Source organism: Calidithermus terrae (assembly GCF_003574345.1).
In the GTDB taxonomy this organism is placed as follows: Bacteria; Deinococcota; Deinococci; order Deinococcales; family Thermaceae; genus Calidithermus; species Calidithermus chliarophilus.
On record NZ_QXDL01000051.1, the window covers coordinates 1 to 20,826 of the forward strand.

Consider the following 20,826-nt stretch of genomic DNA (forward strand, 5'->3'; position numbering starts at 1 on the left):
CCCCACCACCGAGGCCCCCTGGCCCCCGCCCGAGGGGGCCTTCCTGGGCTTCACCCTCGACCGCGCCCAGCCGATGTGGGCCGAGCTCACCGGCCTGGCCGCCGCCAAGGACGACACGGTCTACAAGGGGTTCAGCAAGCTCGCCGACCTGCAAGCCCTGGGCCGCCTCGACGGCCTCGAGGCCAAGGACCTCAGCGTGCTGCTGCTGCGCGAGGGCTACTGGGTGCCCCCCGGCGACGACCCCATGCTGCTGGCCTACCTCTACGACCCCGCCAACAGCGAGCCCGCCGGGACCGTGCGCCGCTACGGCGCGGGCGACTGGAGCGCCGACCCCGCCCAGCGGGCCCTGGCCGCCCAGAGCCTGTGGGAGGCCCTGAAGCGCCGCACCGCCAAGGACGAGCGCCTGTGGTGGCTCTACCGCGAGGTCGAGCAGCCGCTCTCGGGCATCCTCGCCCGCATGGAGGCGCAGGGCGTGGCCCTGGACGTGCCCTACCTCCAGGAACTCTCCGAGGAGCTGGGCAAGGAGGTGGGCTACCTCGAGGCCGAGGTGCACCGCCTGGCCGGGCGCCCCTTCAACGTCAACTCGCGCGACCAGCTCGAGGCCATCCTCTACGACGAGCTCAAGCTGCAGGCCGGGGGCGCGGGCAAGAAGACCACCACCGGCAAGCGCTCCACCGCCGCGAGCGTGCTCGAGGAGATGCGCTCCCTCCACCCCGTCGTCGAGAAGATCCTCCAGTACCGCGAGCTCTCCAAGCTCAAGGGCACCTACCTCGACCCGCTGCCCAAGCTCATCCACCCCAAGACCGGGCGGCTGCACACCCGCTTCAACCAGACCGTCACCGCCACCGGGCGGCTGTCGAGCTCCGACCCCAACCTGCAGAACATCCCGGTGCGCACCGAGGTCGGCCGGAAGATCCGCAAGGCCTTCGTCGCCCGCCCCGGCTTCTGCCTCGTCGCCGCCGACTACTCCCAGATCGAGCTGCGCCTGCTGGCCCACCTCTCCGGCGACGAGAACTTAAAGCAGGTGTTCCTCGAGGGCCGCGACATCCACACCCAGACCGCCGCCTGGATGTTCGGCATCGCCCCCGAGACCGTGGACTCCTACCGGCGCCGGGCCGCGAAAACCATCAACTTCGGCATCCTCTACGGGATGAGCGCTCACCGGCTCTCCAACGAGCTCGCCATCCCCTACGCCGAGGCCAGCAGCTTCATCGAGCGCTACTTCGCCGCCTACCCCAAGGTGCAGGCCTGGATCGACAAGACCCTTACCGAGGCCCGCGAGCGCGGCTACGTGGAAACCCTGTTCGGCCGCAAGCGCTTCGTGCCCGAGCTCTCGGCCAAGGTGCCCGCGGTGCGCCAGGCCGCCGAGCGCATGGCCTTCAACATGCCCGTGCAGGGCACCGCCGCCGACCTGATGAAGCTCGCCATGGTCAAGCTGGGGCCCAGGCTCGAGCCCCTCGGCGCCCACCTGGTGCTCCAGGTCCACGACGAGCTGGTGATCGAAACCCCCGAAGACCGCGCCCAGGAGGTGGCCGAGCTGGCCCGCGAGGTCATGCGCACGGCCTGGGAGTTCGAGGTGCCGCTGGAGGTGGGCACGGGGACCGGGTCGAACTGGCTCGAGGCTAAATAGCGATGCCCTGGTAAACCTCATCGAGCGAGAGGCTGGCGGCCAGGCAGGGGATCTCGAGGCTGCCGCCCTCGTTCAGCGTCCTGAACCCCCACCGATCGTTCGCGCGCTCGTAGGCCTCGACCTGACGCCGGTACGGGCTGACCATGGCGTACAGCCTGAGGCCGGGGATTTCGAGGTGCTTCTCGAGCTTCTCGGTACGGTCGGCGCGCTGGGTGGTGGGGGAGAGAACCTCGACCAGAACGCACGGACGAGTCACGTAAAGCTCGTTGTTGTCGGAAGGGTCACAGGTGACCCTCACGTCGGGGTAGTACACCCGCTCATCCCCGATCTTGAGCTTGACGTCGGCGATGAACACCTGGCAGCCGCTGCCTCGAGCCGCCCCGTTCAGCGCCCCGGCGATGTTCAGCGCGATGCGGTTGTGGGTGAGGCTCCCCCCGGCCATCGCGTAGACGGCGCCGTTGACGAATTCATGCTTGCGACGGCTCTTTCGCTCGAAGGCGAAGTATTCCTCGAGGGACATCCGCCGGGGTTGGCTTGCAGCACCCATGGGTTTCAGTATAGGTATCCGCACGTGCCCGACGTCGAATGCCGAGCGCTGAACGCCGATAGCCGGACGCGGGGCGCGGGTCGTACGCCGAACGCAAGATGCAAAACGCAAGACGCCCTTTGTTTACCCCCCTTAACAAGGGGGGCTGGGGGGATAAACCCTCCCCGCCGGCCGGGAGGGGTGAACCGCGAGCCACAAGCTGACGGCTGAAAGCTGAAAGCCCCCGCCTCTAATTGTTTGACGGCGGGTTCTTTTCGGTGCTGAGCCCGCCCTTGTTCGCCAGCCCCTGCACGAGCTCGAGGATCTGCTGGATGAGCTCGGTGGACTGGCCGTTGGAGCCGGTGCTGATGCCGTCGAGGAAGTTGCCCACGCCCAAGCCCTTGGTGTACTGCTCGGTCATCTTGGCGAGGGTGGCGGGGTCGCCGTAGATGTTCATGTTGCCCTTGCTCATGAACTGGCCGATGGAGCGGGCGAGCTCGGCCTGCACGTCGCGCAGGGCCTCGACCTTGAGCTTTTGCAGCTCGAACTCGAGCGCGGCCTGGCTGTAGGTCTGCTTGTTCTCCAGGGCCTGGCGCTCGACGTTGACCCGGGCCTGCTCCACGCTGACGCGCTCGCGCTCGACGTCCACGTCCACCATCTTGTTGGCAGTTTGGCCCTTGGCGATGAGCTCCTGGGCCTCGGCTTCGGCCTTGGCGCGGGTGATGGCGGCCTCGGCCTCGAGCTGCGCCGCCGTCTTGGCGGCTTCGGCCTTGCGCACCTCGGCGAAGGCGGCCACCTCGGCCTCGGTCTGCTTGCGGATGCGGTCCTGCTCGATGGCCTGCTTGGCGGTGATGAGCCGGGTCTGGGCCTCGCGCTCGGCCTCGGCGAGCTGCTGCACGGTGATCACCGACTGGTTGGCCTTCTCGCGCTCGGCCTGGGCCTCGAGGGCGGCCTTCTCGGCCTCGGCCCGCCGCCGCTCGGCCTCGGTGACGGCGATCTCCCGCTCGCGCTCGGCCAGGGCTACGGCCTTCTCGCGCTCGACGTCGGTGGTCTGGCGCTCCTGCTCCTTCAAGAGCAGCAGCTTGTCGCGCTCGATGGCGGCGGTCTTGACCGACTGCTCCTGCACGATCTCGGCCTCGCGGGTCAGGCGCTCCTGCTCGATGCGGTAGATGTCGGCCTCGCGCTTCTTCTCGGCCGTGACCTTGGCGATCTCGGCCTGCTGGGCGGCTTCGGCCTGGGCCTGGGTGCGCTCGAGGCCCAGGATCTCCTGCTGGGTCTCGACGTTCTTGAGCGTGATGGCCCGCCGCGCCTCCTGCTCGAGGCGGTTGCGCTCGACGAGGGCGGCCTGGGTGATCTCGGTGATCTTGCGCTTGCCCTGCGCGTCGAAGATGTTGGAGTCGGAGAGGAGGTCCTGGGAGGTCTGGTCGAGGCGGGAGATGGTCACCGACTCGAGCGTGAGCCCGTTCTGCTCGAGGTCGCTGCGCACGAGCTGCTGCACGGAGGTGGCGAACACGTCGCGCTGGGCGTGGATCTCCACGAGGTCCTGTGTGGCGGCCACGCTGCGCAGCGCCGAGACCAGCTTCTCGAACACCAGCTCCGACACCGCCTGCGGCGTCACCGACTTCTCGCCCAGCGAGCGCGAGGCGTTGAGGACGTCGGTCTCGTTGGGCAACACCTTGATGTAGAACTCGGCCTTGACGTCGAGGCGGAGGTTGTCCTTGGTGATGAGCGCGTCGGGGCCCTTGCGCTCGACCTCGAGCTTCATGGTCTCGAGGCTCACCGGCACGTAGCGCTGGATGATGGGGAAGAAGAAGCCGCCGCGGTCGATCATCACCCGCCGCCCGCCGAAGCCGGTCATCACGTAGGCGAGGTTGGCCGAGGGCTTGATGTAGAAGCGCTGGATCATCCAGGCCAGCAGCCCCACCAGCAGCACCACCAGCCCCAGCACCCCGCTCACCGCGCTGTTGAGCGCCGACCAGTTGGGCACGTACGAGGGGCCGAAGAGCGACAGGCCGATGAGGGCGATAGACACCACGACAAACGCCACTACCATTTTGGAATCACCTCCGATACCAGCGCATCCTATAGGGCTTGCGGCCGCTTGGCAACCGAGCGGGAAGGCTTTGGCTGTGGTACGGAGGCCATTCTAAGCGTTCCCGCGTGCGGACGGGTCAGTTGGGCCTGGCTTCCTGCGGGAAGGGGTGGGCCTGCACGAGGTAGACCCCGCGCTCCTTGTCGTAGTCGAGCACCAGGATCTCGCGGCCCGCCTCGAGCTCGGGCTCCCCCGGCAGGGTCTGGCAGACCACCCGGTGGATGTTGCCGAAGCGGTCGCGCACGTTGGCCGCCCCGCCCGTGGCCGTGACGCGGAACGCCGCGCGGCCCCACATGCCCACCAGGTCGCCGGTCTGGATGGCGCTCTTGCGGCTGGCGAAGAGGCGGCCCACCAGCCGGGCCAGGCCCTGCCCCACCAGGGCAGCGCCCAGCAGGCCCAGCAGGGCCGAGACGGGGAAGAACAGCGCGGGCGGCAGGAGGCTCGAGAGCCCGTTGTTGCTGACCAACCCCACCAGCCCCCAGGTCGCCATCAGCATCGGCAGCAGCAGGGAGAGGGAGACCCCGCGCCCGAAGCCGAAGAAGCCTGCCAGGTCGCCCGAAGGCGAGCCGTGGCCGTGGTCGCCGGGGTCGGGATGGTCGCCGTGGCCGGGGTCGCCGTCGTGGGCGTGATCGCCGTGGGCGCCCATCAGCACCACTCCCAGGCTCAGCAGCAGCCCCACCGCCAGGGGCAGGGCGAAGACGAAGTTCCACCAGTTCAGCAGCTCGCTCAAGGGGTTCACCTGTTCATAATTTATCCCAAAAGCTACGAGCCGGCGCGACGCTACCTGAAGTAGGGCAGGCCGAGCGCCGCTAAGCTGCTGTAAACCACGCGCCAGCCGCCCGGACCCGGCACGAGCCGGGCCGTGCCCCGGCTCGTGTAAACGCTGCCCCCTTCCGAGATGACCACCTGGAAGCTGACCGTGGCCTCGCCCCCGCTGACGCGGGTTTGCAGCCCCCGCAGCTCGAACCCGTCGATCTTCCCCACGGCGCCGGTCGCGAAGCCGGGAGGGGCGCCCTCGAGGAACTCGAGGCTCCACCCCAAGTCGCCGCACTTGAGCCCCTCGAACACCTGCCGCAGGGCGTTCTCCACGAGTTCCCTCGAGCCCGCCGGGCTCCCCTGGACCAACTCCTTCGCCGCCAGCGCCCGCACCGCCTCCGCCGCCCAGTGGCAAGGCGGCACGTCCACGAAACCGCCCCGCGGGGCCTGCTGCGCCCCCGCCAACCCCAGGACCGCCAAACCCGCCAGCAACCAGCGCATGCCTACAGGATGCCGCGAAGCCGGGCAGTCGTGGGCCGTCCGGAGCACATTGGGCCCGTGGCCCGTGGTTCGTCGAGGGCCAAGGTGTTTTGTGCTTTGCGTCTTGCGTACGACGTAGGACATAGGACATGCCTTTAGCGTTTTGCGTCTTGCGTAGGACATACGACGTACGACCCGCACCCGGCTATCGGCTATCCGCTATCGACATTCCCCGTTAGACTATTCGCCGTGAGTCGCAAATACTTCGGCACCGATGGCGTGCGCGGCGTGGCCGGTGAGCCGCCCCTGACGCCCGAATTCGTCCTCAAGCTCGGCCAGGCGGCCGGTGCGTACTTCAAGTCTCAGGGCCGCCGGCCGGTCGTGCTGCTGGGCAAGGACACCCGGCAGTCGTGCGACCTGCTCGAGGCCGCTTTGGCCGCCGGGCTGATGTCGCAGGGCGTGCGGGTCGAGCACCTGGGGGTGCTGCCCACGCCGGGCGTGGCCTACCTGACCAAGCAGCTCGGGGCGACCGCCGGGGTGATGATCTCGGCCAGCCACAACCCCTACCAGGACAACGGGATCAAGTTCTTCAGCGCCCAAGGCGACAAGCTGCCCGACGAGGTGGAGCTCGAGATCGAGAAGCTTTTGGAGCAAGACCTCAAGACCGACGGCATCGGCACCGTGGCCGACTTCAGCGAGGCCGAGCGCATGTACCTCGACTTCCTCGCCTCCAAGGGCCGCAGCCTCGAGGGCCTCAAGATCGTGCTCGACACCGCCAACGGGGCCACCTACCGCCTGGCCCACCGCCTCTTCCAGCGCTTGGGGGCGGAGGTCTTCGTGATGTTCAACACCCCCGACGGGCGCAACATCAACAACGGCTGCGGCTCGACCCACCCCGAATTTCTCAAGGCCCAGGTGGTCGAGATGGGCTACGACCTCGGCGTGGCCTTCGACGGCGACGGCGACCGCGCCATCCTCGTTGACCGGAAGGGGCGCGAGTTCCACGGCGACCACATGCTCTACCTCAACGCCCTCGTGCGGCGCGAGCCTGGCGTGGTGGGCACCCTGATGAGCAACATGGGCCTGGAGGTCAAGCTGCGCGAGGCGGGCATCACCTTCTACCGCACCGCCGTGGGCGACCGCTACGTCTACGAGAAGCTCAAGGCCAGCAGCCTGACCCTGGGCGGCGAGCAGAGCGGCCACGTGCTCTTCCTCGACCACGCCCCCACCGGCGACGGCATGCTCACCGCCGTGCTCACCCTCTCGGCCATGCTCGAGTCGGGCCGCGACCTCGTGGAGTGGCACGACGCGCTGCCCATGTTCCCCCAGCTCCTCAAGAACGTGCGGGTGCGCGACAAGCACGCCCTGATGCAAAAGCCCGAGCTGCACGCGGCCATCACCCAGGCCGAGGCCCGGCTGGCGGGGCAGGGCCGCATCAACGTGCGCCCCTCGGGCACCGAGCCGCTGGTGCGCGTGATGGTCGAGGGGCCGGCCGAGCTGATCGAGGGCGTCTCGGCCGAGATGGTGCAACTGGTGCAGCAGCTCGACCAGGCTTGAAAGCCCGCGAGCCGGTGGGGCATACTTGGGAGTCTCCCCGCTCGGGGGATACCCCAGGACTTCGCCATGAGCATCAGCAAGCAACGCCTCGAGCAACAAGCCGCCCGCCTGCTCGCCGAGATCATCCACGACGAGCTGCACGACCCCCGCTTGCCGATGTTCGTCGGCATCGAGCGCGTGGACCTCTCGCCCGACAACGCCTCGGCGGTGGTGTACGTCAGCGCCCTCGAGCGCACCGCCGACACCGTGAACATCCTCAACCACGCCCACAGCTTCCTGCAGGACGAGCTCGCCCAGCGCATGAAGCTGCGCCGCATCCCCCGCCTGCGCTTCGTCGAGGCGGTCTGAACCGTAATACCCGATTCGGTCCGTTCGTCACCGTTCGGTGACGCCGCCCCGCCTTGGCGGGGCGGCCGACCGAAGTTATCCGCGTAGCGGAGGGCGATACCGCCCCTTGGAAGGGATACGCTTTCTTCGCCGACCGTCAGGGAGGGGTGGGCTCTAGGACTCGAAAAGATAGCCTCCGGGTCTCTTTGGTTCGGGTGATTATCTTTTTGAATCCGGTATTAAGATAGGGCCCGTGACGATCCGCGTTCCCGTCAAGGTGCGCTACGCCGAGACCGACGCCATGGGCGTGGTGCACCACTCCCGTTACATCCCCTGGCTCGAGCTCGCCCGCGTGGAGTGGCTCGAGCGCCTGGGCCTCCCCTACACCGAGATCGAGGCCCAGGGCCTGGCCTTCGCCGTGGTTGAGGTCAACCTCAAGTACCGCGTCCCCGCCCGCTTCGGTGACACCGTAGAGGTCGAGGCGCGCCTGAGCGAGCTCTCCTCGAGGGCCCTGCGCTACGACTACCGCGTTTGGCGCGGCGAAACCCTATTGGCCGAGGGCTACAGCCGCCACCTCTGCCAGAGCCGGGAGGGGCGGGCCACCCGCATCCCGCCGGAGATTCTGGGGCGGCTCGAGGGCCATTTGCCGTAAATGCCGAGTAAGGAAATGCTAAGCCTTTTGCTGATCGGTAAATGGTCTTGCATGATGCGCCATCATGCGATGTTCGATGGCTCGACGTACTTCCTGGCTATTCGAGTAGAGGTATAAGGGGATGACCACCCCAAACGGTGAATTCTTCAGGTGAAGAATCATTGTTGGCTCTGTAAACAGATACATCAACGCCTCCCTTCCAGGGGAGGCCATCTCTTGAATGCGCTGGATCTGGGTGTAGGCGACCACACGCCAACCCCAATAGCCCCGAACCCGGACCTGGTGTTCGTGTATCTCTACCTTCGAGGTGAAGAAATACCTGGCAGACCCCAGAGTAACGGCGAGATAAGCCCAGATAGGCCATCCAATCTCAGCAATCGGACGGGAAAGGAATATTGGTAGGGATATAAGGCAAGCTGCTGAGATACATAGGAATCCCAGTAAGTAGGCGTTAGGGCCAAGCTTCGATTCAACGGGTCGGTTCAAGCCGCTCCTTGCCGAAGTAGGGGCGCAGGGCCTCGGGTACGGTGACGGTGCCGTCCTCGTTCTGGTGGTTCTCCAGCAGCATCACCAGGATGCGGGGGGTGGCGAGGGCGGTGTTGTTGAGGGTGTAGGCGTAGCGCACCTTGCCGTCCTCGCCGCGGTAGCGCAGATTTGCGCGGCGAGCTTGCCAGTCCAGCAGCGCCGAGCAGGAGTGGGTCTCGCGGTAGCGGTTCTCGCTGGGGACCCAGGTCTCGAGGTCTACCTGCCGGTACTTGCCCAGGCCCATGTCGCCGGTGCTGACCTCGAGCACCCGGTAGGGCAGCTCGAGGGCCTGCAGGATGCGCTCGGAGTTGGCGAGCATGAGGTCGAACCAGCGGCCCGACTCCTCGAGGTCGGCCTTGCACAGCACGTACTGCTCGACCTTGTTGAACTGGTGGACCCTCATGAGCCCGCGCACGTCCTTGCCCGCCGAGCCGGCCTCGCTGCGGAAGCAGGCCGAGACGCCCACGTAGGCCTTGGGCAGTTCGGCCTCGGGGAGGATCTCGCCAGCGTGGAGGTAGTTCAGCAGCACCTCGGCGGTCCCGGCGAGGTACATGTCGTCGCCCTCGACCTTGTAGACCTGGTCGCGGGCGGTGGGGAACTGGCCGTGCCCGTAGAACACCTCCTCGCGGGCGTAGGCCGGCACGCTGACGGGGGTGAAGCCGCTGGCGACGAGCTGGTCGAGGGCGAAGCGCAGCAGGGCCTGCTCGTAGACCATCAGGTCGCCCTTGAGGGCGTAGGAGCGCGAGCCGGAGACCTTGGAGATGCGCTCGAGCTCGCCCCAGCCGTTGCGGTTGATCAGCTCGACGTGGTCGAGGGGCTCGAAGAGGAAGGTGCGGGGCTTGCCGTGGACGCGGGTCTCGACGTTGAAGGAGTCGTCGGGGCCGACGGGCGCGCCCTCCCAGGGGATCGTAGGGGTGAGGTAGAGCAGCTTTTTGAGGCGGGCCTCGAGGTCGCGGAGCTGGGGCTCGAGGTCGGCGAGCTGCTGGGCGATCTGCTTGCCCTTCTCGATGAGCGCGGCGCGTTCCTCGGGCGTGGCCTTGGCGGCGGCCTTGGCGTTGGCGTTGCGCTCGGCCTGGAGGGACTCGGTTCTTCGCTTGAGGTCGGAGATCTCGCGGTCGAGGGCCAGGAGTTCGTCGAGGTCGAGCGTGCCGCCCTTGTGCTCGAGGGCCTTGCGCACGAGGTCGGGGTTTTCGCGGATGAACTTGATGTCAAGCATGGAGGCGTCCTACGTTCTACGTCGTACGTCGTACGCCAAAGAGGATAACGGATGCGTAGGACGTACGGCGTACGGCATTACTCGATCATTCTCGGCACGACGAAAAAGCCGTCCTTGGCCTCGACGGCCACGGAGAGTGCTTCCTCCTGCGACAGGACCGCGCCGGGTTCGTCGTCGCGCAGCACGTTGCTCAGCTCCACCGGGCGGGCGAGCTCGGGCAGGCCCTCGGTGTCGAGTTCGCCCAATTTCTCGAAGAAGTCGAAGACGCTCTTGAGATCCCCGGCCATGCGGGCTTCCTCCTCGGCGGAGAGCTCGAGGCGGGCGAGGTGCTCGAGATGGCGGATCAGCTCGGGCGTGATCTCCATGCATTGCATTGTCTTGGCTCGAGGGGCGGGGGTCAAGGGACGGGGGAAGTCGAGGGTCGAGTCGAGGGCCGAGGGCCAAGGCGTATTGCGTCTTGCGTACGACGTAGGACGTACGACGTACGACGCACGACCCGCACCCGGCTATCCGCTATCAGCATTCCGCATCCAGCGTTCGGCGTAGCCCACCCGGCAAGCGTTAGCATATCCCCATGTCCCCCGAGGAATTCAAACGCATCGGCTACCGGCTCATCGACTGGATCGCCGAATACCGCGAGCGGGTCGAGGAATTGCCGGTGATGGCGCAGGTCGAGCCGGGCTTCCTGCGCTCGCAGCTCCCGCAGACGCCGCCGCGGCAGGGGGTGGGGCTTCAGGGCATCCCCCAGCAGCTGGAGAAGCTGGTCCCCGGCCTGATGGGCTGGCAGAGCCCCAACTTCTTCGGCTACTTCCCCTCCAACGCGCCGCTGCACTCGGTCCTGGCCGACATCGTGGCGACGGGGCTCGGTCAGATCGGGCTCTCCTGGCAGGCGGCCCCCGCGCTCACCGAGCTCGAGGAGGTGATGAACGACTGGCTGCGGCAGATGTTCGGCCTGCCGCCCGAGTTCCAGGGCGTGATCCAGGACACCGCCTCCACGGGCACGCTGGTGGCGATGCTCACGGCGCGGGAGCGCTCCACCGGCCACTCGCAGGCTCGAGGGGGCCTCCAGGCCGAGGAGAAGCCGCTGGTGGCCTACGTCTCGGACCAGGCCCACAGCTCGGTGCCCAAGGCGGTGCTGCTGGCGGGCTTCGGGCGCGACAACCTGCGGCTCATCGAGACCGACGAGGCCCACGCCATGCGCGTGGACCTGCTCGAGGCGGCCATCGAGCGCGACCTGGCCGAAGGCCGCCGGCCCTGCGCCGTGGTGGCGGCGGTGGGCACCACCACCAGCACCGCCCTCGACCCGGTGCGCCCCGTCGCCCTTCTCGCCCGGAAGCACGGGCTGTGGCTGCACGTGGACGCGGCGATGGCGGGCTCGGCCATGATCCTGCCTGAGTGCCGCTGGATGTGGGAGGGCGTCGAGCACGCCGACTCGGTGGTGATCAACCCCCACAAGTGGCTGGGCACGGCCTTCGACTGCTCGCTCTACTACGTGCGCGACCCCGAGCACCTGGTGCGCGTGATGTCCACCAACCCCTCCTACCTCCAGACCGCCGCCGACGGCAGCGCCCGCAACTACCGCGACTGGGGCATCCCGCTGGGGAGGCGCTTCCGGGCGCTCAAGATCTGGTTCGCGCTGCTGGAGGAGGGGGTCGAGGGCCTGCAGGCGCGGCTGCGGCGCGACCTCGAGAACGCCCGCTGGCTCGAGGCCCAGGTGCGCCAGGCCCCCGGCTGGAGGGTGCTCGCCCCGGTGCCCCTCCAGACCGTCTGCGTGCGCCACGAGCCCGCGGGCCTGAGCCCCGAGGAGCTCGACCGGCACACCCTGGGCTGGGTGGACCGGGTCAACCGCTCCGGCAGGGCCTACCTGACCCCTGCTCTCCTCAAGGGCCGCTGGATGGTGCGGGTGTCCGTCGGCGCCGAGCTCACCGAACGCCGCCACGTCGAGGCGCTTTGGGCCCTGATGCGCCAGGAAGCCGAGAGGGTGGAACTTGCCCGGCCCTGACCCTGAGCGCTCCCCTGGGGCCGGCTTCGAGCGGCTCCAGACCGCCGACGGCTCGGTCACGCTGGTGCACCCGGTGTTCAAGGAGGCCTACAGCTCGGTGCACGGGGCGCTCACCCAGGCCCGCAAGCTCTACCTCGAGCTCACCCGCACCCACCTCGACCCCAAGCCGCGGGTGCTCGAGGTGGGCTTCGGGCTGGGCGTCAACTTCCGCGTGACCCTGGAGAACACCCTGAGCCGCGGGGTCGAGCTGGAGTACCTCAGCTACGAGTTCGCGCCGCTCGAGCGGGCGCTGCTGGAATCGGTGGAGGTGCCCCTCGGCGAGGCGGCGCGGGAGGTTTGGGCGGAGGTGCTGGGGCGCTGGCCCGAACCCGGCGGCCCCGCCGGGCCCCTGCAGCTCTCGGGCAACTGGGGCCGCCTGGAGCTGCGCTTCGAGGACGTGCTGGAGGCGACCTTCCCCGAGCGCTGGGCCACGGCGATCTACCTCGACCCCTTCAGCCCGGAGGTCAACCCCCTGCCCTGGAGCCTGCCGGTGCTCGAGCGCCTCTACGCCGCCGCGATGCCCGGAACCCTGCTCGGCACCTACTCGGTGGCCGGGGAGGTGCGGCGCGGCCTCACGCAGGCGGGGTTTGCGGTCCAGCGGGTGCCGGGGGTGGGGAAGAAGGCGTGGCTGCTGGCTTCGCGCTCCCGTAGCGGCTGAGCAGGGTCTCGCGGGTCATGTAGACGACCTGGGCGGGGTCGCTGAAGAGGTGCTTGGGCAGCTCGCCGCGGTAGAGCCAGGAGAACCAGGCGGTGGTGAGCTTGGACAACAGCTCGTCGCGGCGGGGCAGGGGGTGCATCTCGAAGCCCAGCGCCTTGGCCCCCTCGCCCAGGTAGCTCATGCCGTAGATGAAGCGCACGTCGGGCTGGGCCTCGAGCACCCGCGCGGCCTCCTTGAGCGTCTCGCGGAAGGCCCGCAGCACCTGCATGGGGCTCATGGCGGCCAGCCGCGCCGACTCGAAGTGGATCCACATGCAGGGCGTGCCCGGCGGGTAGCCCGGCAGCTCGGGGCCGTGGTACTTCTGCTTTTGCAGCCGCAGGACGTTGTTGTAGCGGTAGCCGGCCTTGTACACCTCGGCCTTGACGTCGAAGCGCTCCTCGCTGCCCTGCAGGGCGCGCTCGAGCCCCTGCCGCGGGCCCAGGGGGCGTAGCTCCATCTCGTCCAGCCGCACGGGCTCGTAGCCGTACTCCTTGAGCCGGGGCAGCAGGAGCTCGAGCAGCCGCAGCGTGCGCTCGGGGCCGTCGTGCAGCAGGATCACCGAGCCGCCCTTGACGTAGAACAGCAGCCGCTCGGCCAGGGCGGCGGGGTCGTGCTCGAGCCAGTCGCGCGACTCGAGGTCCCACAGCGCCACCTGCTTGCCCTGCAGCCGGGCGAAGGGGCGGGTGAAAGGGGAGTGGATGCCCCAGGGCGGGCGGTAGAGCCGCCCCGGGCTGCGGGCGATGTGGGCCCACTCGGTCCAGGGGGCCATCAGCAGCGCGGGCCGGTGCCAGTAGCCGTGGGCCTCGAGCTGGTGCCCCGCGGCCCGCATGGCCTCGACGAGCTCGGGGTGCTGCTCGGCCTTCTGGCCGGTGAGGAACATCGTGGCCTTGACGCCGTGGCGCTCGAGCAGCGCCAGCAGCTCGGGCGTGCGCTCGCCGGGGCCGTCGTCGAAGGTGAGGGCGATTTTGGGCTCGGAGCGCTTGCCCCAGGCCAACGCCCCCACCCCCATCCAGCGGCCGAGCACCTCGGCCAGGGCGTAGGCCAGTACGGCGAGCCCGATCAGCGTTTCCAGAAAGGCCTCCATAGCACGATCAGGTAGAAGACGCTCAGCGCCAGGAAGATCGCGCCCCCGACCCGCGCGGTGACCGAGACGGTGCTGAACGTGGCGGTGATGAACCCGCCGGCGGAGGGCCCTAGGGCGAAGCCCAGCCCTTCCACCATCAGGATGGTGCCCCAGGCCGCCGCGCGGTTGGCCTCGGGCAAAATGCGGATCACCAGCGCGTTCCAGCTCGGCACGAAGCAGGCGAAGCCGACGCCCGCGACCACGGCCAGCAGGAGCATCTCGCTGAAGCCGGGCTTGGAGGCGAGCCAGAACATCGAGACGCCCAGGACCGCCAGGCCCAGGATCAGCAGCCAGCGGGGCGAGACCCGGTCGGCGATGCGGCCGGTGAAGGGCACCAGGGCGAAGACCAGCCCGCCCCCCAGCACCATCAGCACCACCAGCTGCCAGGGCACCAGGCCGATCTTCTGGGCGAAAGGCAGAACCTGGAAGCCGATCATGGCCGGGGCGAAGGTCTGGCCGAAGGCCGCGGGGATGAAGATGAGCAGCCGCCGCCAGGGGTAGTACTCCTGCTTGTGCAGCCGCATGGCGATGGGCAGGCCCAGCAGGCTGATCCCCAGCAGCACCGCCGCGATCTGGCCGCCCAGCAGCAGGGCGAAGGCCAGGTCGGGGTTGTGCTTGGTCACTAAGCCCACGCCCAGCAGGCCGATCCCGGCCCAGGGGGCGGTGAGCCCGTCGGTGAGGGTCAGGGCCCGGCCCTCGCGGCCCTGGAAGGCCAGGCGGCTGCTCAGGGTCTTGAGCCCGGGCAGGATGCTCGCCAGGGAGATGCCCCACACCCCCGAGATCAGGAACAAAAGCAGCGGGGACTTCACCGAGGAGGCGCCGTAGAGCGCCAGCATCCCCATCCCCGCCCCGAAGATGGTCACCACGCCGATCCCGTAGCGCTGAACTAAATACCCCCCGACCCCCTTGCCGAAGCTGTCGGCCAGGAGGTGAATGGTGAAGGACAGGCCCACGACCGCTGCGTTCAGGCCGAGCTCTTTGGGCCCGTAAAGAATGAGGTAGCCCGCGTAGAAGCCGCTTCTGACGCCCTCGAGCAGCCCCCACGCGAGCATGAGCCGCAGCAGCGCGCCCAAACCGCGCTGCCGCCAGGGTAAGATCCGGAACACGGGTAAAGTATAAAGGGAGTTCGGAAAAGCCTGCCTAGAGGAAGCGCCGAGCCGTTTCCCGCGGGCGATGTGACGGAGGCGTGATTTGCAGCGTTTTTCGGTGGTGATTCCGGCCCGCAACGAGGAAGCCTTCATCGGCGGGGCGCTCGAGGCCCTCGCCCGCCAGACCCTACCCCCCCACGAGGTCATCGTCGTGGACAACGGCTCCACCGACGCCACCGCCGAGATCGCCCGGCGGCACGGCGCGCGGGTGGTCGCCTGCCCCACCCCGGGGGTCGCGGCGGCGCGGCAGGCGGGCCTCGAGGCCGCCACCGGCGAGTGGGTGGCCTCCACCGACGCCGACTCGCTGCCGCAGCCGCGGTGGCTCGAGGCCCTCGCCCGCCACGCCGACGGGGCGGTGGCGCTGTACGGCCCCATGGCCTTCTACGGGCTGCGCCCGTGGGAGGAGTGGGCCTCGGAGTGGGCCTACCGGCTGTTCCTGCGGCTGATGGCGGCTTTGGACAAGCCCAACCTGGGCGGGGCCAACATGGCCTTCCGGCGGGAGGTGGCGCTCGAGGCGGGCGGCTACCCCCCGGTGCACGCGCGCGAGGACGTGCTGTTGGGGCTGGCCCTGCAGGAGCGGGGGCGGGTGCGCTACGTGCCCGAGGCCATGGTGCGCACCTCCGCCCGCCGGCTCGAGAAGGGCCTGTTGCCCTTCCTGGCGCAGCAGCTGCGCAACCTCAGCGGGAGGACGGAAGGCTACTTCGCGGAAGACGGGGGAAGGGGAAGATGAGCTTCTTGGGCTCGATCTGCTGGATCTCCGTGGCCTCGTCGTAGAGCCCGACGATGTCCTCGGCGATGCGGCGGGCGCTGCGGGCCTCGGCGAACTTGCGGGCCCCCTGGCTCAGGCGCTGGCGCAGGGCGTCGTCGGCGAGGACCTCGAGCGCGCGCCGGGCCATCTGCGCGGCGTCGCGGGGGGGCACCAGGTAGCCGCTGCGGCCCTCGTCCACCCCCTGCAAGGTGCCCTCGGCCCCCACCGCCACCACCGGCACGCCCATGGCCTGGGCCTCCCACAGCACCAGCCCCTGGGTCTCGGTCTCGCTGGCGAAGACGAACACCTCGGCGTGGCGGTAGTAGCCCCCGATGGCCCGGTAGGGCACCGCCCCCACGAAGGTCACGTGCTCGAGCACCCCCAGCTTGGCCGCGTAGGCCTTGAGGTGGGCCTCCTCGGGGCCCTCGCCCACGTGCACTAAGTAGGCGTCGAGGTGCTGCCGCACCAGGGCCAGGGCCTCGATCACCACCTCGAAGCTCTTCTCCTTGCCCAGCCGCCCCACCGTGATCAAGCGGCGCTTGCCCTCGGGCCAAGGGGAGGGCACCTCGGGGGCCTGCTCGAGGATGTCGGTGTCCACACCGGTGGGGATGACCCGGATGGGGCGCTCGACCCCGTACGACTCCACCAGCGCCTTCACCGGTTCGGTGGGGGCGATCACCACCTCGCAGCGGTTGTAGAAGGCGCGGGAGATGCTCTGGATGACCCCGGTGTAGCGGTCGAGCACGGCCAGGCCGGGGATGTAATGGGCGTACTTCTCGTAGTGGGTGTGGAAGGTTGAGACGTGGGGGATGCCGCGCCGCCGGGCCAGGCCACTGCCCCACATGCCCAGGAACAGCGGGGTGTGGGTGTGGATGATCTCGAACTTGGTGGGCAGGTAGCGGCTGGAGGGCATGGCCAACCGCTGCCCCTCGAAGAAGGGGTAGGCCACGCTGGGGATACGCACCACCGCCTCCTCGCCGGTGGGGTCGTTGGGGCCTTCGGGGGCCATCACCCAGGCGTCGTGGCCCATCCGCCGCAACTCCCGCAGCAGCAGGTAGATGCTCGTCGAGACGCCGTTGGGGTTGGGCAGGTACACGTCGGTGAACAGACCGATCCGGTACAGACGCATTATCGGAGTTTATAGCACATCCAAGCGTCCCGAGCGTAGAACGCCCATGAAAGCGCGAAGCCGCCCGCGCCCGCCTCGTCCGGCTCAGCCCACGGAGCGGCCGAGCTCGGACAAGTGCGGCGGGACCGTGGTGCGGTGGTCGGGGTCGGTCGCCAGGCCGTCCACCAGGCCCTTCCAGACCACGCGCAGGCCCAGGGCCGGGCGGTTCTTCGCCAGGTAGGCCAGCGTGCCGCCCATGATGTGGGCCCCCAGCGCGGCCTTGCCCAGCACCCCGAAGGAGCGGCTGCGCATGACCCAGATGCGGTTGCGCACCTCGTAGTAGAAGCGCTCGGGGTGGGCCGAGGCCGGGGTGTACTTGGTGGGGGTCTTGTGCACCGCGAGGCTCTTGGGGACTAAGTAGCCCGCTTCGCGGCGCAGGATCCGGCCGGTGTACTCGAGGTCGTCGGTGCGCACGAAGTAGTCGCGGTGGGGCAGCCCGTACTTTTGGATGGCCCAGCGGGCTACGAGCACCGAGGAGAAAGCGGCCCAGCGCACCGGCACGTAGCCCATGCGGCGGGCGGCGCGGAAGCGGCGGTAGGGGAAGGGGTTGGGCCAGGGCCAGTTCATGGGGTGGACGCTGCCGTCCTGCCACAGCACCCGGCTCGCCAGCACGGCGGGCGGGTGGCCCAGGCGCTCGAGGCGGGGCACGGCCTTGAGCAGCTCGGCCAGGGCGTTGGGCTGGGGGATGGTGTCGTCGTCCATGATCCAGACCCAGTTGTAGCCGCCGCGGTAGGCCCGGCTGATCCCCTCGTGGAAGCCCGCGGCTCCCCCCAGGTTGCGCTCGAACTGCACGACCTCCGCCCCCTCTCGGGCGGCGAGTTCGGCGCTGCCGTCGGTACTGGCGTTGTCCACCACGATGATGTGGGCGACCGGGTGGGTTTGGGCCTTGAGCGCTCGGATGCACTCCTGCAGCAACGCTTTGCGGTTGCGCGTCGGCAAAATGGCACAGATGCGGTATTGCGACATGGTTTCCACTCGGCGGGATGTCGATCCCAGCTAGACCAGTTTACGCAAGATCTGGGCCAGAACAGTGGCGCAGGCCTCGAGGGTGTGGTGCTGGAGGACCTTCGCGCGCGCTGCCTCCCCCAGGCGCCGGGCCTCGGCCGCGTCGGCGGCCAGCTCGCGCACCGCGCGGGCGAGGGGGCCGGGCCGCGCGGGCACCAGCCGCCCGTTGACGCCGTCCTCGACGAGCTCGGCCTGGGCGGGGATGGGGCTGGAGACCACCGGCAGGCCGCTGGACATGGCCTCGAGCGTCACCAGCGAGAGGTTTTCGCCCAGGGTGGGCTGGAGCATGGCGTCGGCGGCGCGGTAGAGCTCGGGCATGTCCATGCGGCGGCCCAGGAAGCGCACGTTGCGCAGCCCCAGGAGACGGGCGACCTTCTGCCAGTAGCCCATCAGCTCGCCCACCCCCACGAAGAGGTAGTCCACCTCGGGGGTCTGGCGGGCGGCCAGCAGCGCGGGCCCGTGGTTCTTCTCCGGGCTCATGCGGTGGGGGACCAGCACGGCGAAGCGCTCGAGGCCCAGCTTCTGCCGCAGGGCCTCGCGCTCGCCCGGCAGCGGGGGCCGGAACTTCTCGGTGTCCACGCCGTTGGGCACGCCGTAGACCTCCGGCCGCACCCCGTGGACCTCCTTCAGCCAGCGCGCGGCCCAGTTCGAGACGGTGACCACGGCCCTGGCGCGCTGCAGGTTGGGCACCTGGAGCTTCCGGTAGCCCAGCCGGTAGAGCCGGTGGAGCCCGAGCGGGTACCAGACCTCGATCTGGTCGTGGACCAGCATCACCGGGGGCTTGGGCAGCAGGCGGTACAGGCGCAGGGCGTTGTGGGGGTACCAGGTGGAGGTGAGGTAGAGGTCGTGCCGCAGGGGGATCTCGGCGGGGTCGGCGTAGGCGTGCACGGCGATGCCGCGCTCGGCGAGCGCCTCGCGGATGGGGCGGTTGCCCTCGAGGGCGGGCAGGGCGGCCTCGGGCTCTAGGCCCAGCCCCCGCAGCCGCGGGAGCATCTCGCGCAGGTAGACCTCGCTGCCGCCGATGGTAGGGGCGTCGCTGAGGAAGAGCACCCGGGTCACGCGGGCCAGTCTATCCCATCGCGTTTCCCACCAACACCCGCCGACCCCGGTGAAGCCGCGGTGCGCGGCCCGGCACACGCCGGTACTCGAGCGGGTGTTGGTGGGAGCCGCTTTCAGGGCGACGAGGGCTCAACCCCTTGCCCGGCGAGGCAGGCCTCGAGCGCGAGCACGACGGCGCGGGCCTGGGCCGCCAGCGGCACGTAGGCCCCGCCGCGCTGCAAGGCGAGCGTCTCGTCGGGCGGCAGGTGGATGAAGCCGCAGGCCGCCTCCTGGGGGAGGAGGGTGAGGGCGAGGTACATCACCTGGTTGCACAGGTAGGCCCCGGCGCTCAGGGAGAGCTGGGCGGGGATCCCCTCCTGCTGCAGCCGCTGCCGGATGGCCCGCACCGGGAGGCGGGCGGGCAGGGCCAGCGGGCCGCCGGGCCGGACGGGCTGGTCCACGGCGCGGTGGCCGGCGTTGTCGGGGATGTCGAAGTCGAGGAGGTTGACCGCCAGGCGCTCGAGGCTGATCTGGGCGCGGTTGGCGGCCAGCCCCAGGTGCAGCGCCACGCGGGGCCGGTGCCGGGCGTAGAGCTCGCGCAGCCGGGCCTCGACCCGGGCACAGTCCACCGGGAGGCAGGCGGTGGCGACGGGCACCCCGCCGACGGCCGGGGGGAGGCGCTCGAGCAGCGCTTGGCTGGGGTTGTGGGCCATCCCGCCGAAGGGTTCGAAGCCGGTGACCAGGATCGGCATGTGACAAATTTACGCCCGCCCGGGTGCGGGGCGTAGTAGACTCCGAACCGATGCTTTTTGAGCAGGTCCAGTATGCGGTTTAGGTCTCAGTTGAGGAGGAAGGTTTTTTCATGGAGCTAGGCATCATCACCGACTCGGCCAGCGATCTCTCCCCGGTAGCCGCCCGTGAGCTGGGCGTGGGGCTGGTGCCCCTGTACGTGCAGGTGGGCTCGACCCGCTTCAAGGACTGGCGCGAGCTCGACCCGGACGGCCTGTACGGCCAGATCCGCCAGGGGGCCCACCCCAGCACCGAGCCCCCCACGGTCGAGGACTTCCTCGAGGTCTACGAGCGCCACCTGCGCCACTTCGACCGCCTGCTGTCGATCCACCTCTCGGGGGAGACCTCCCTCACGGTGGAGCGGGCCCGGGAGGCGGCCGACAAGATCGCGCCGGGGCGCATCCGGGTCTTCGACAGCCGCACCGTCTCGGGCGGCGTGTCGGCGCTGGTCTACCGCGCGGCCGAGTGCGCGGCGATGGGCTGGGACGAGGAGGCCATCCTGGGCGAGCTGCGCCGCATCCAGCGCGAGGACAGCATGTTCTTCAGCGTCGCCAGCCTCGAGCACCTCGTGCGCGGGGGCCGCCTGCCCAAGATCGGGCAGGCCATCGGCGACCTGCTGGGCCTGCGGCCCATCCTCACCGTGAAGGAGGGCAAGATCAAGACCGTGCGGGCGGTGCGGGAGAACACGGTCGCCCAGACGCTGGTCAAGAACCTGCTCGAGCCCCTCAAGGGCCGGCGGGTGCGGATCACCGTCGCCCACGCCGACGCCCCCGCCGAGATGCTCGAGGAGATCAAGGAGCTCATCAACAAGGCGGGCGTGACGCTCGACAAGGGCCGCGTGATCCGCATGGGCTCCATCGTGACCGCCCACACCGGGTTGGGCACGCTGGGCCTCCACGCCTACCCGGTCTGAGCCCGGTCGCCCAGCCGGCCCGCTCGGTCACGGCGCGAAGGCCAGCCGGCGGGCCGGCTCGATCACCAGGGCGCTGAGGATCTCGCCCATGCGCGCGGGCGGGTAGGGCATGCCCTGCTCGAGCCACCACTTCAAGAGGCGCAGCACCGAGGCCATGAGGTGCTGGGCGGCGAGGTCGGCCGGCACCGCCGCGCCGGGGCGGGGCGGGCTGACGCGGAGGATGTTCTCCACGCCCACCGCGAAGATGCGCCGCACGAGGGGGTGGGAGGGGTTGATCTGGAGGTGCCGGACGCGCTTGGGGGCAACCCGCGCGGGGCTGCCCCTGCTGCACCGGGTAATCCTCGAGCTGTGGGAAGCTCTCAGCGCGCTTCCCACGAATGCCCCACACGGCCCAC

General features: G+C 69.4%; 22 protein-coding genes. 8 read left to right on the plus strand and 14 right to left on the minus strand.

Annotated elements, in window-relative coordinates; all coding sequences use genetic code 11:
* A partial coding sequence (gene polA / locus Mterra_RS07805; RefSeq protein WP_119314680.1) for a DNA polymerase I occupies positions 1-1,630 on the plus strand: 1,630 nt, incomplete at its 5' end.
* Here the strand turns inward: polA and Mterra_RS07810 are convergent.
* The 4 genes from Mterra_RS07810 to Mterra_RS07825 form a co-directional block, all read right to left on the minus strand.
* On the minus strand, positions 1,623-2,177 hold the full coding sequence (locus Mterra_RS07810; RefSeq protein WP_119314681.1) for a Uma2 family endonuclease: 555 nt from the start codon (positions 2,175-2,177) through the stop codon (positions 1,623-1,625). The two genes, polA and Mterra_RS07810, sit on opposite strands and share 8 nt — an antisense overlap.
* 229 nt (positions 2,178-2,406) lie before the next feature.
* Positions 2,407-4,209, minus strand: coding sequence for a flotillin family protein (locus Mterra_RS07815; protein ID WP_119314682.1), 1,803 nt, complete (start codon positions 4,207-4,209; stop codon positions 2,407-2,409).
* Positions 4,210-4,327: 118 nt separating this feature from the next.
* Positions 4,328-4,987, minus strand: a complete 660-nt coding sequence (locus Mterra_RS07820; protein WP_119314683.1) for an OB-fold-containig protein — start codon at positions 4,985-4,987, stop codon at positions 4,328-4,330.
* Between the two features lie 41 nt (positions 4,988-5,028).
* Entirely contained in the window at positions 5,029-5,505 is a 477-nt protein-coding gene (locus Mterra_RS07825; protein ID WP_119314684.1) for an S-layer homology domain-containing protein, read from the minus strand.
* A 228-nt stretch (positions 5,506-5,733) separates the two neighbouring features.
* Between Mterra_RS07825 and glmM the strand changes: the two genes are divergently transcribed.
* From glmM to Mterra_RS07840, 3 genes are all read left to right on the plus strand, one after another.
* Positions 5,734-7,041: a phosphoglucosamine mutase gene (gene glmM / locus Mterra_RS07830; RefSeq protein ID WP_119314685.1), complete on the plus strand. Its 1,308-nt coding sequence runs from the start codon at positions 5,734-5,736 to the stop codon at positions 7,039-7,041.
* A 66-nt stretch (positions 7,042-7,107) separates the two neighbouring features.
* Positions 7,108-7,389 carry a 30S ribosome-binding factor RbfA gene (gene rbfA / locus Mterra_RS07835; RefSeq protein WP_119314686.1) on the plus strand — a complete coding sequence of 94 codons (282 nt, stop codon included), beginning with the start codon at positions 7,108-7,110 and terminating at the stop codon, positions 7,387-7,389.
* A gap of 232 nt (positions 7,390-7,621) precedes the next feature.
* A complete protein-coding gene (locus Mterra_RS07840) occupies positions 7,622-8,020 on the plus strand; it encodes an acyl-CoA thioesterase (RefSeq protein ID WP_119314687.1) in 399 nt (132 codons plus the stop codon).
* A gap of 18 nt (positions 8,021-8,038) precedes the next feature.
* Here Mterra_RS07840 and Mterra_RS21820 read toward each other — a convergent pair whose 3' ends face one another.
* From Mterra_RS21820 to gatC, 3 genes are all read right to left on the minus strand, one after another.
* On the minus strand, positions 8,039-8,269 hold the full coding sequence (locus tag Mterra_RS21820) for a hypothetical protein (RefSeq protein ID WP_147372594.1): 231 nt from the start codon (positions 8,267-8,269) through the stop codon (positions 8,039-8,041).
* Between the two features lie 220 nt (positions 8,270-8,489).
* On the minus strand, positions 8,490-9,761 hold the full coding sequence (serS, locus tag Mterra_RS07845) for a serine--tRNA ligase (RefSeq protein WP_119314688.1): 1,272 nt from the start codon (positions 9,759-9,761) through the stop codon (positions 8,490-8,492).
* Between the two features lie 77 nt (positions 9,762-9,838).
* Entirely contained in the window at positions 9,839-10,126 is a 288-nt protein-coding gene (gene gatC / locus Mterra_RS07850; protein ID WP_218022903.1) for an Asp-tRNA(Asn)/Glu-tRNA(Gln) amidotransferase subunit GatC, read from the minus strand.
* Between the two features lie 209 nt (positions 10,127-10,335).
* Here gatC and Mterra_RS07855 point away from each other — a divergent pair, with 209 nt between their 5' ends.
* Together Mterra_RS07855 and mnmC2 are read left to right on the plus strand one after the other, a co-directional pair.
* Positions 10,336-11,763 carry a pyridoxal phosphate-dependent decarboxylase family protein gene (locus tag Mterra_RS07855; RefSeq protein ID WP_119314690.1) on the plus strand — a complete coding sequence of 476 codons (1,428 nt, stop codon included), beginning with the start codon at positions 10,336-10,338 and terminating at the stop codon, positions 11,761-11,763.
* Complete coding sequence (gene mnmC2, locus Mterra_RS07860; protein WP_119314691.1) at positions 11,750-12,460, plus strand: tRNA (5-methylaminomethyl-2-thiouridine)(34)-methyltransferase MnmC2; 711 nt, start codon at positions 11,750-11,752, stop codon at positions 12,458-12,460. Before Mterra_RS07855 ends, mnmC2 begins: the two co-directional genes overlap by 14 nt.
* On the opposite strand, the gene Mterra_RS07865 is transcribed toward mnmC2, so the two are convergent.
* Both Mterra_RS07865 and Mterra_RS07870 read right to left on the minus strand, forming a co-directional pair.
* A complete protein-coding gene (locus Mterra_RS07865) occupies positions 12,375-13,583 on the minus strand; it encodes a polysaccharide deacetylase family protein (protein WP_119314692.1) in 1,209 nt (402 codons plus the stop codon). The two genes, mnmC2 and Mterra_RS07865, sit on opposite strands and share 86 nt — an antisense overlap.
* Positions 13,559-14,728 carry an MFS transporter gene (locus Mterra_RS07870; RefSeq protein ID WP_170159595.1) on the minus strand — a complete coding sequence of 390 codons (1,170 nt, stop codon included), beginning with the start codon at positions 14,726-14,728 and terminating at the stop codon, positions 13,559-13,561. The genes Mterra_RS07865 and Mterra_RS07870 overlap by 25 nt, the downstream gene beginning before the upstream one ends.
* A gap of 85 nt (positions 14,729-14,813) precedes the next feature.
* On the opposite strand from Mterra_RS07870, the gene Mterra_RS07875 reads away from it, so the two are divergent.
* Complete coding sequence (locus Mterra_RS07875; protein WP_119314694.1) at positions 14,814-15,500, plus strand: glycosyltransferase family 2 protein; 687 nt, start codon at positions 14,814-14,816, stop codon at positions 15,498-15,500.
* Here Mterra_RS07875 and Mterra_RS07880 read toward each other — a convergent pair.
* From Mterra_RS07880 to Mterra_RS07895, 4 genes are all read right to left on the minus strand, one after another.
* A complete protein-coding gene (locus Mterra_RS07880) occupies positions 15,448-16,647 on the minus strand; it encodes a glycosyltransferase family 4 protein (RefSeq protein ID WP_119314695.1) in 1,200 nt (399 codons plus the stop codon). The two genes, Mterra_RS07875 and Mterra_RS07880, sit on opposite strands and share 53 nt — an antisense overlap.
* A gap of 84 nt (positions 16,648-16,731) precedes the next feature.
* On the minus strand, positions 16,732-17,652 hold the full coding sequence (locus Mterra_RS07885; RefSeq protein ID WP_147372595.1) for a glycosyltransferase family 2 protein: 921 nt from the start codon (positions 17,650-17,652) through the stop codon (positions 16,732-16,734).
* 30 nt (positions 17,653-17,682) lie between these two features.
* Positions 17,683-18,750, minus strand: a complete 1,068-nt coding sequence (locus tag Mterra_RS07890; protein ID WP_119314697.1) for a glycosyltransferase family 4 protein — start codon at positions 18,748-18,750, stop codon at positions 17,683-17,685.
* Between the two features lie 113 nt (positions 18,751-18,863).
* Complete coding sequence (locus Mterra_RS07895) at positions 18,864-19,481, minus strand: pyroglutamyl-peptidase I (protein WP_119314698.1); 618 nt, start codon at positions 19,479-19,481, stop codon at positions 18,864-18,866.
* Positions 19,482-19,591: 110 nt separating this feature from the next.
* Here Mterra_RS07895 and Mterra_RS07900 point away from each other — a divergent pair, with 110 nt between their 5' ends.
* On the plus strand, positions 19,592-20,431 hold the full coding sequence (locus tag Mterra_RS07900; RefSeq protein ID WP_119314699.1) for a DegV family protein: 840 nt from the start codon (positions 19,592-19,594) through the stop codon (positions 20,429-20,431).
* A 27-nt stretch (positions 20,432-20,458) separates the two neighbouring features.
* On the opposite strand, the gene Mterra_RS07905 is transcribed toward Mterra_RS07900, so the two are convergent.
* Positions 20,459-20,826, minus strand: a 368-nt coding sequence (locus tag Mterra_RS07905; RefSeq protein ID WP_218022904.1) for a TetR-like C-terminal domain-containing protein, incomplete at its 5' end; no start/stop codon positions are given.

What these genes read in the sequence shown, in the direction of transcription:
- Mterra_RS07810 (WP_119314681.1), bottom strand. Translation starts at nt 2,177, where the DNA reads ATGGGTGCTGCAAGCCAACCCCGGCGGATGTCCCTCGAGGAATACTTC.
- Mterra_RS07815 (WP_119314682.1), bottom strand. Translation starts at nt 4,209, where the DNA reads ATGGTAGTGGCGTTTGTCGTGGTGTCTATCGCCCTCATCGGCCTGTCG.
- Mterra_RS07825 (WP_119314684.1), bottom strand. Translation starts at nt 5,505, where the DNA reads ATGCGCTGGTTGCTGGCGGGTTTGGCGGTCCTGGGGTTGGCGGGGGCG.
- rbfA (WP_119314686.1), top strand. Translation starts at nt 7,108, where the DNA reads ATGAGCATCAGCAAGCAACGCCTCGAGCAACAAGCCGCCCGCCTGCTC.
- serS (WP_119314688.1), bottom strand. Translation starts at nt 9,761, where the DNA reads ATGCTTGACATCAAGTTCATCCGCGAAAACCCCGACCTCGTGCGCAAG.
- gatC (WP_218022903.1), bottom strand. Translation starts at nt 10,126, where the DNA reads ATGGAGATCACGCCCGAGCTGATCCGCCATCTCGAGCACCTCGCCCGC.
- Mterra_RS07855 (WP_119314690.1), top strand. Translation starts at nt 10,336, where the DNA reads ATGTCCCCCGAGGAATTCAAACGCATCGGCTACCGGCTCATCGACTGG.
- Mterra_RS07865 (WP_119314692.1), bottom strand. Translation starts at nt 13,583, where the DNA reads ATGGAGGCCTTTCTGGAAACGCTGATCGGGCTCGCCGTACTGGCCTAC.
- Mterra_RS07880 (WP_119314695.1), bottom strand. Translation starts at nt 16,647, where the DNA reads ATGCGTCTGTACCGGATCGGTCTGTTCACCGACGTGTACCTGCCCAAC.
- Mterra_RS07885 (WP_147372595.1), bottom strand. Translation starts at nt 17,652, where the DNA reads ATGTCGCAATACCGCATCTGTGCCATTTTGCCGACGCGCAACCGCAAA.
- Mterra_RS07895 (WP_119314698.1), bottom strand. Translation starts at nt 19,481, where the DNA reads ATGCCGATCCTGGTCACCGGCTTCGAACCCTTCGGCGGGATGGCCCAC.
- Mterra_RS07900 (WP_119314699.1), top strand. Translation starts at nt 19,592, where the DNA reads ATGGAGCTAGGCATCATCACCGACTCGGCCAGCGATCTCTCCCCGGTA.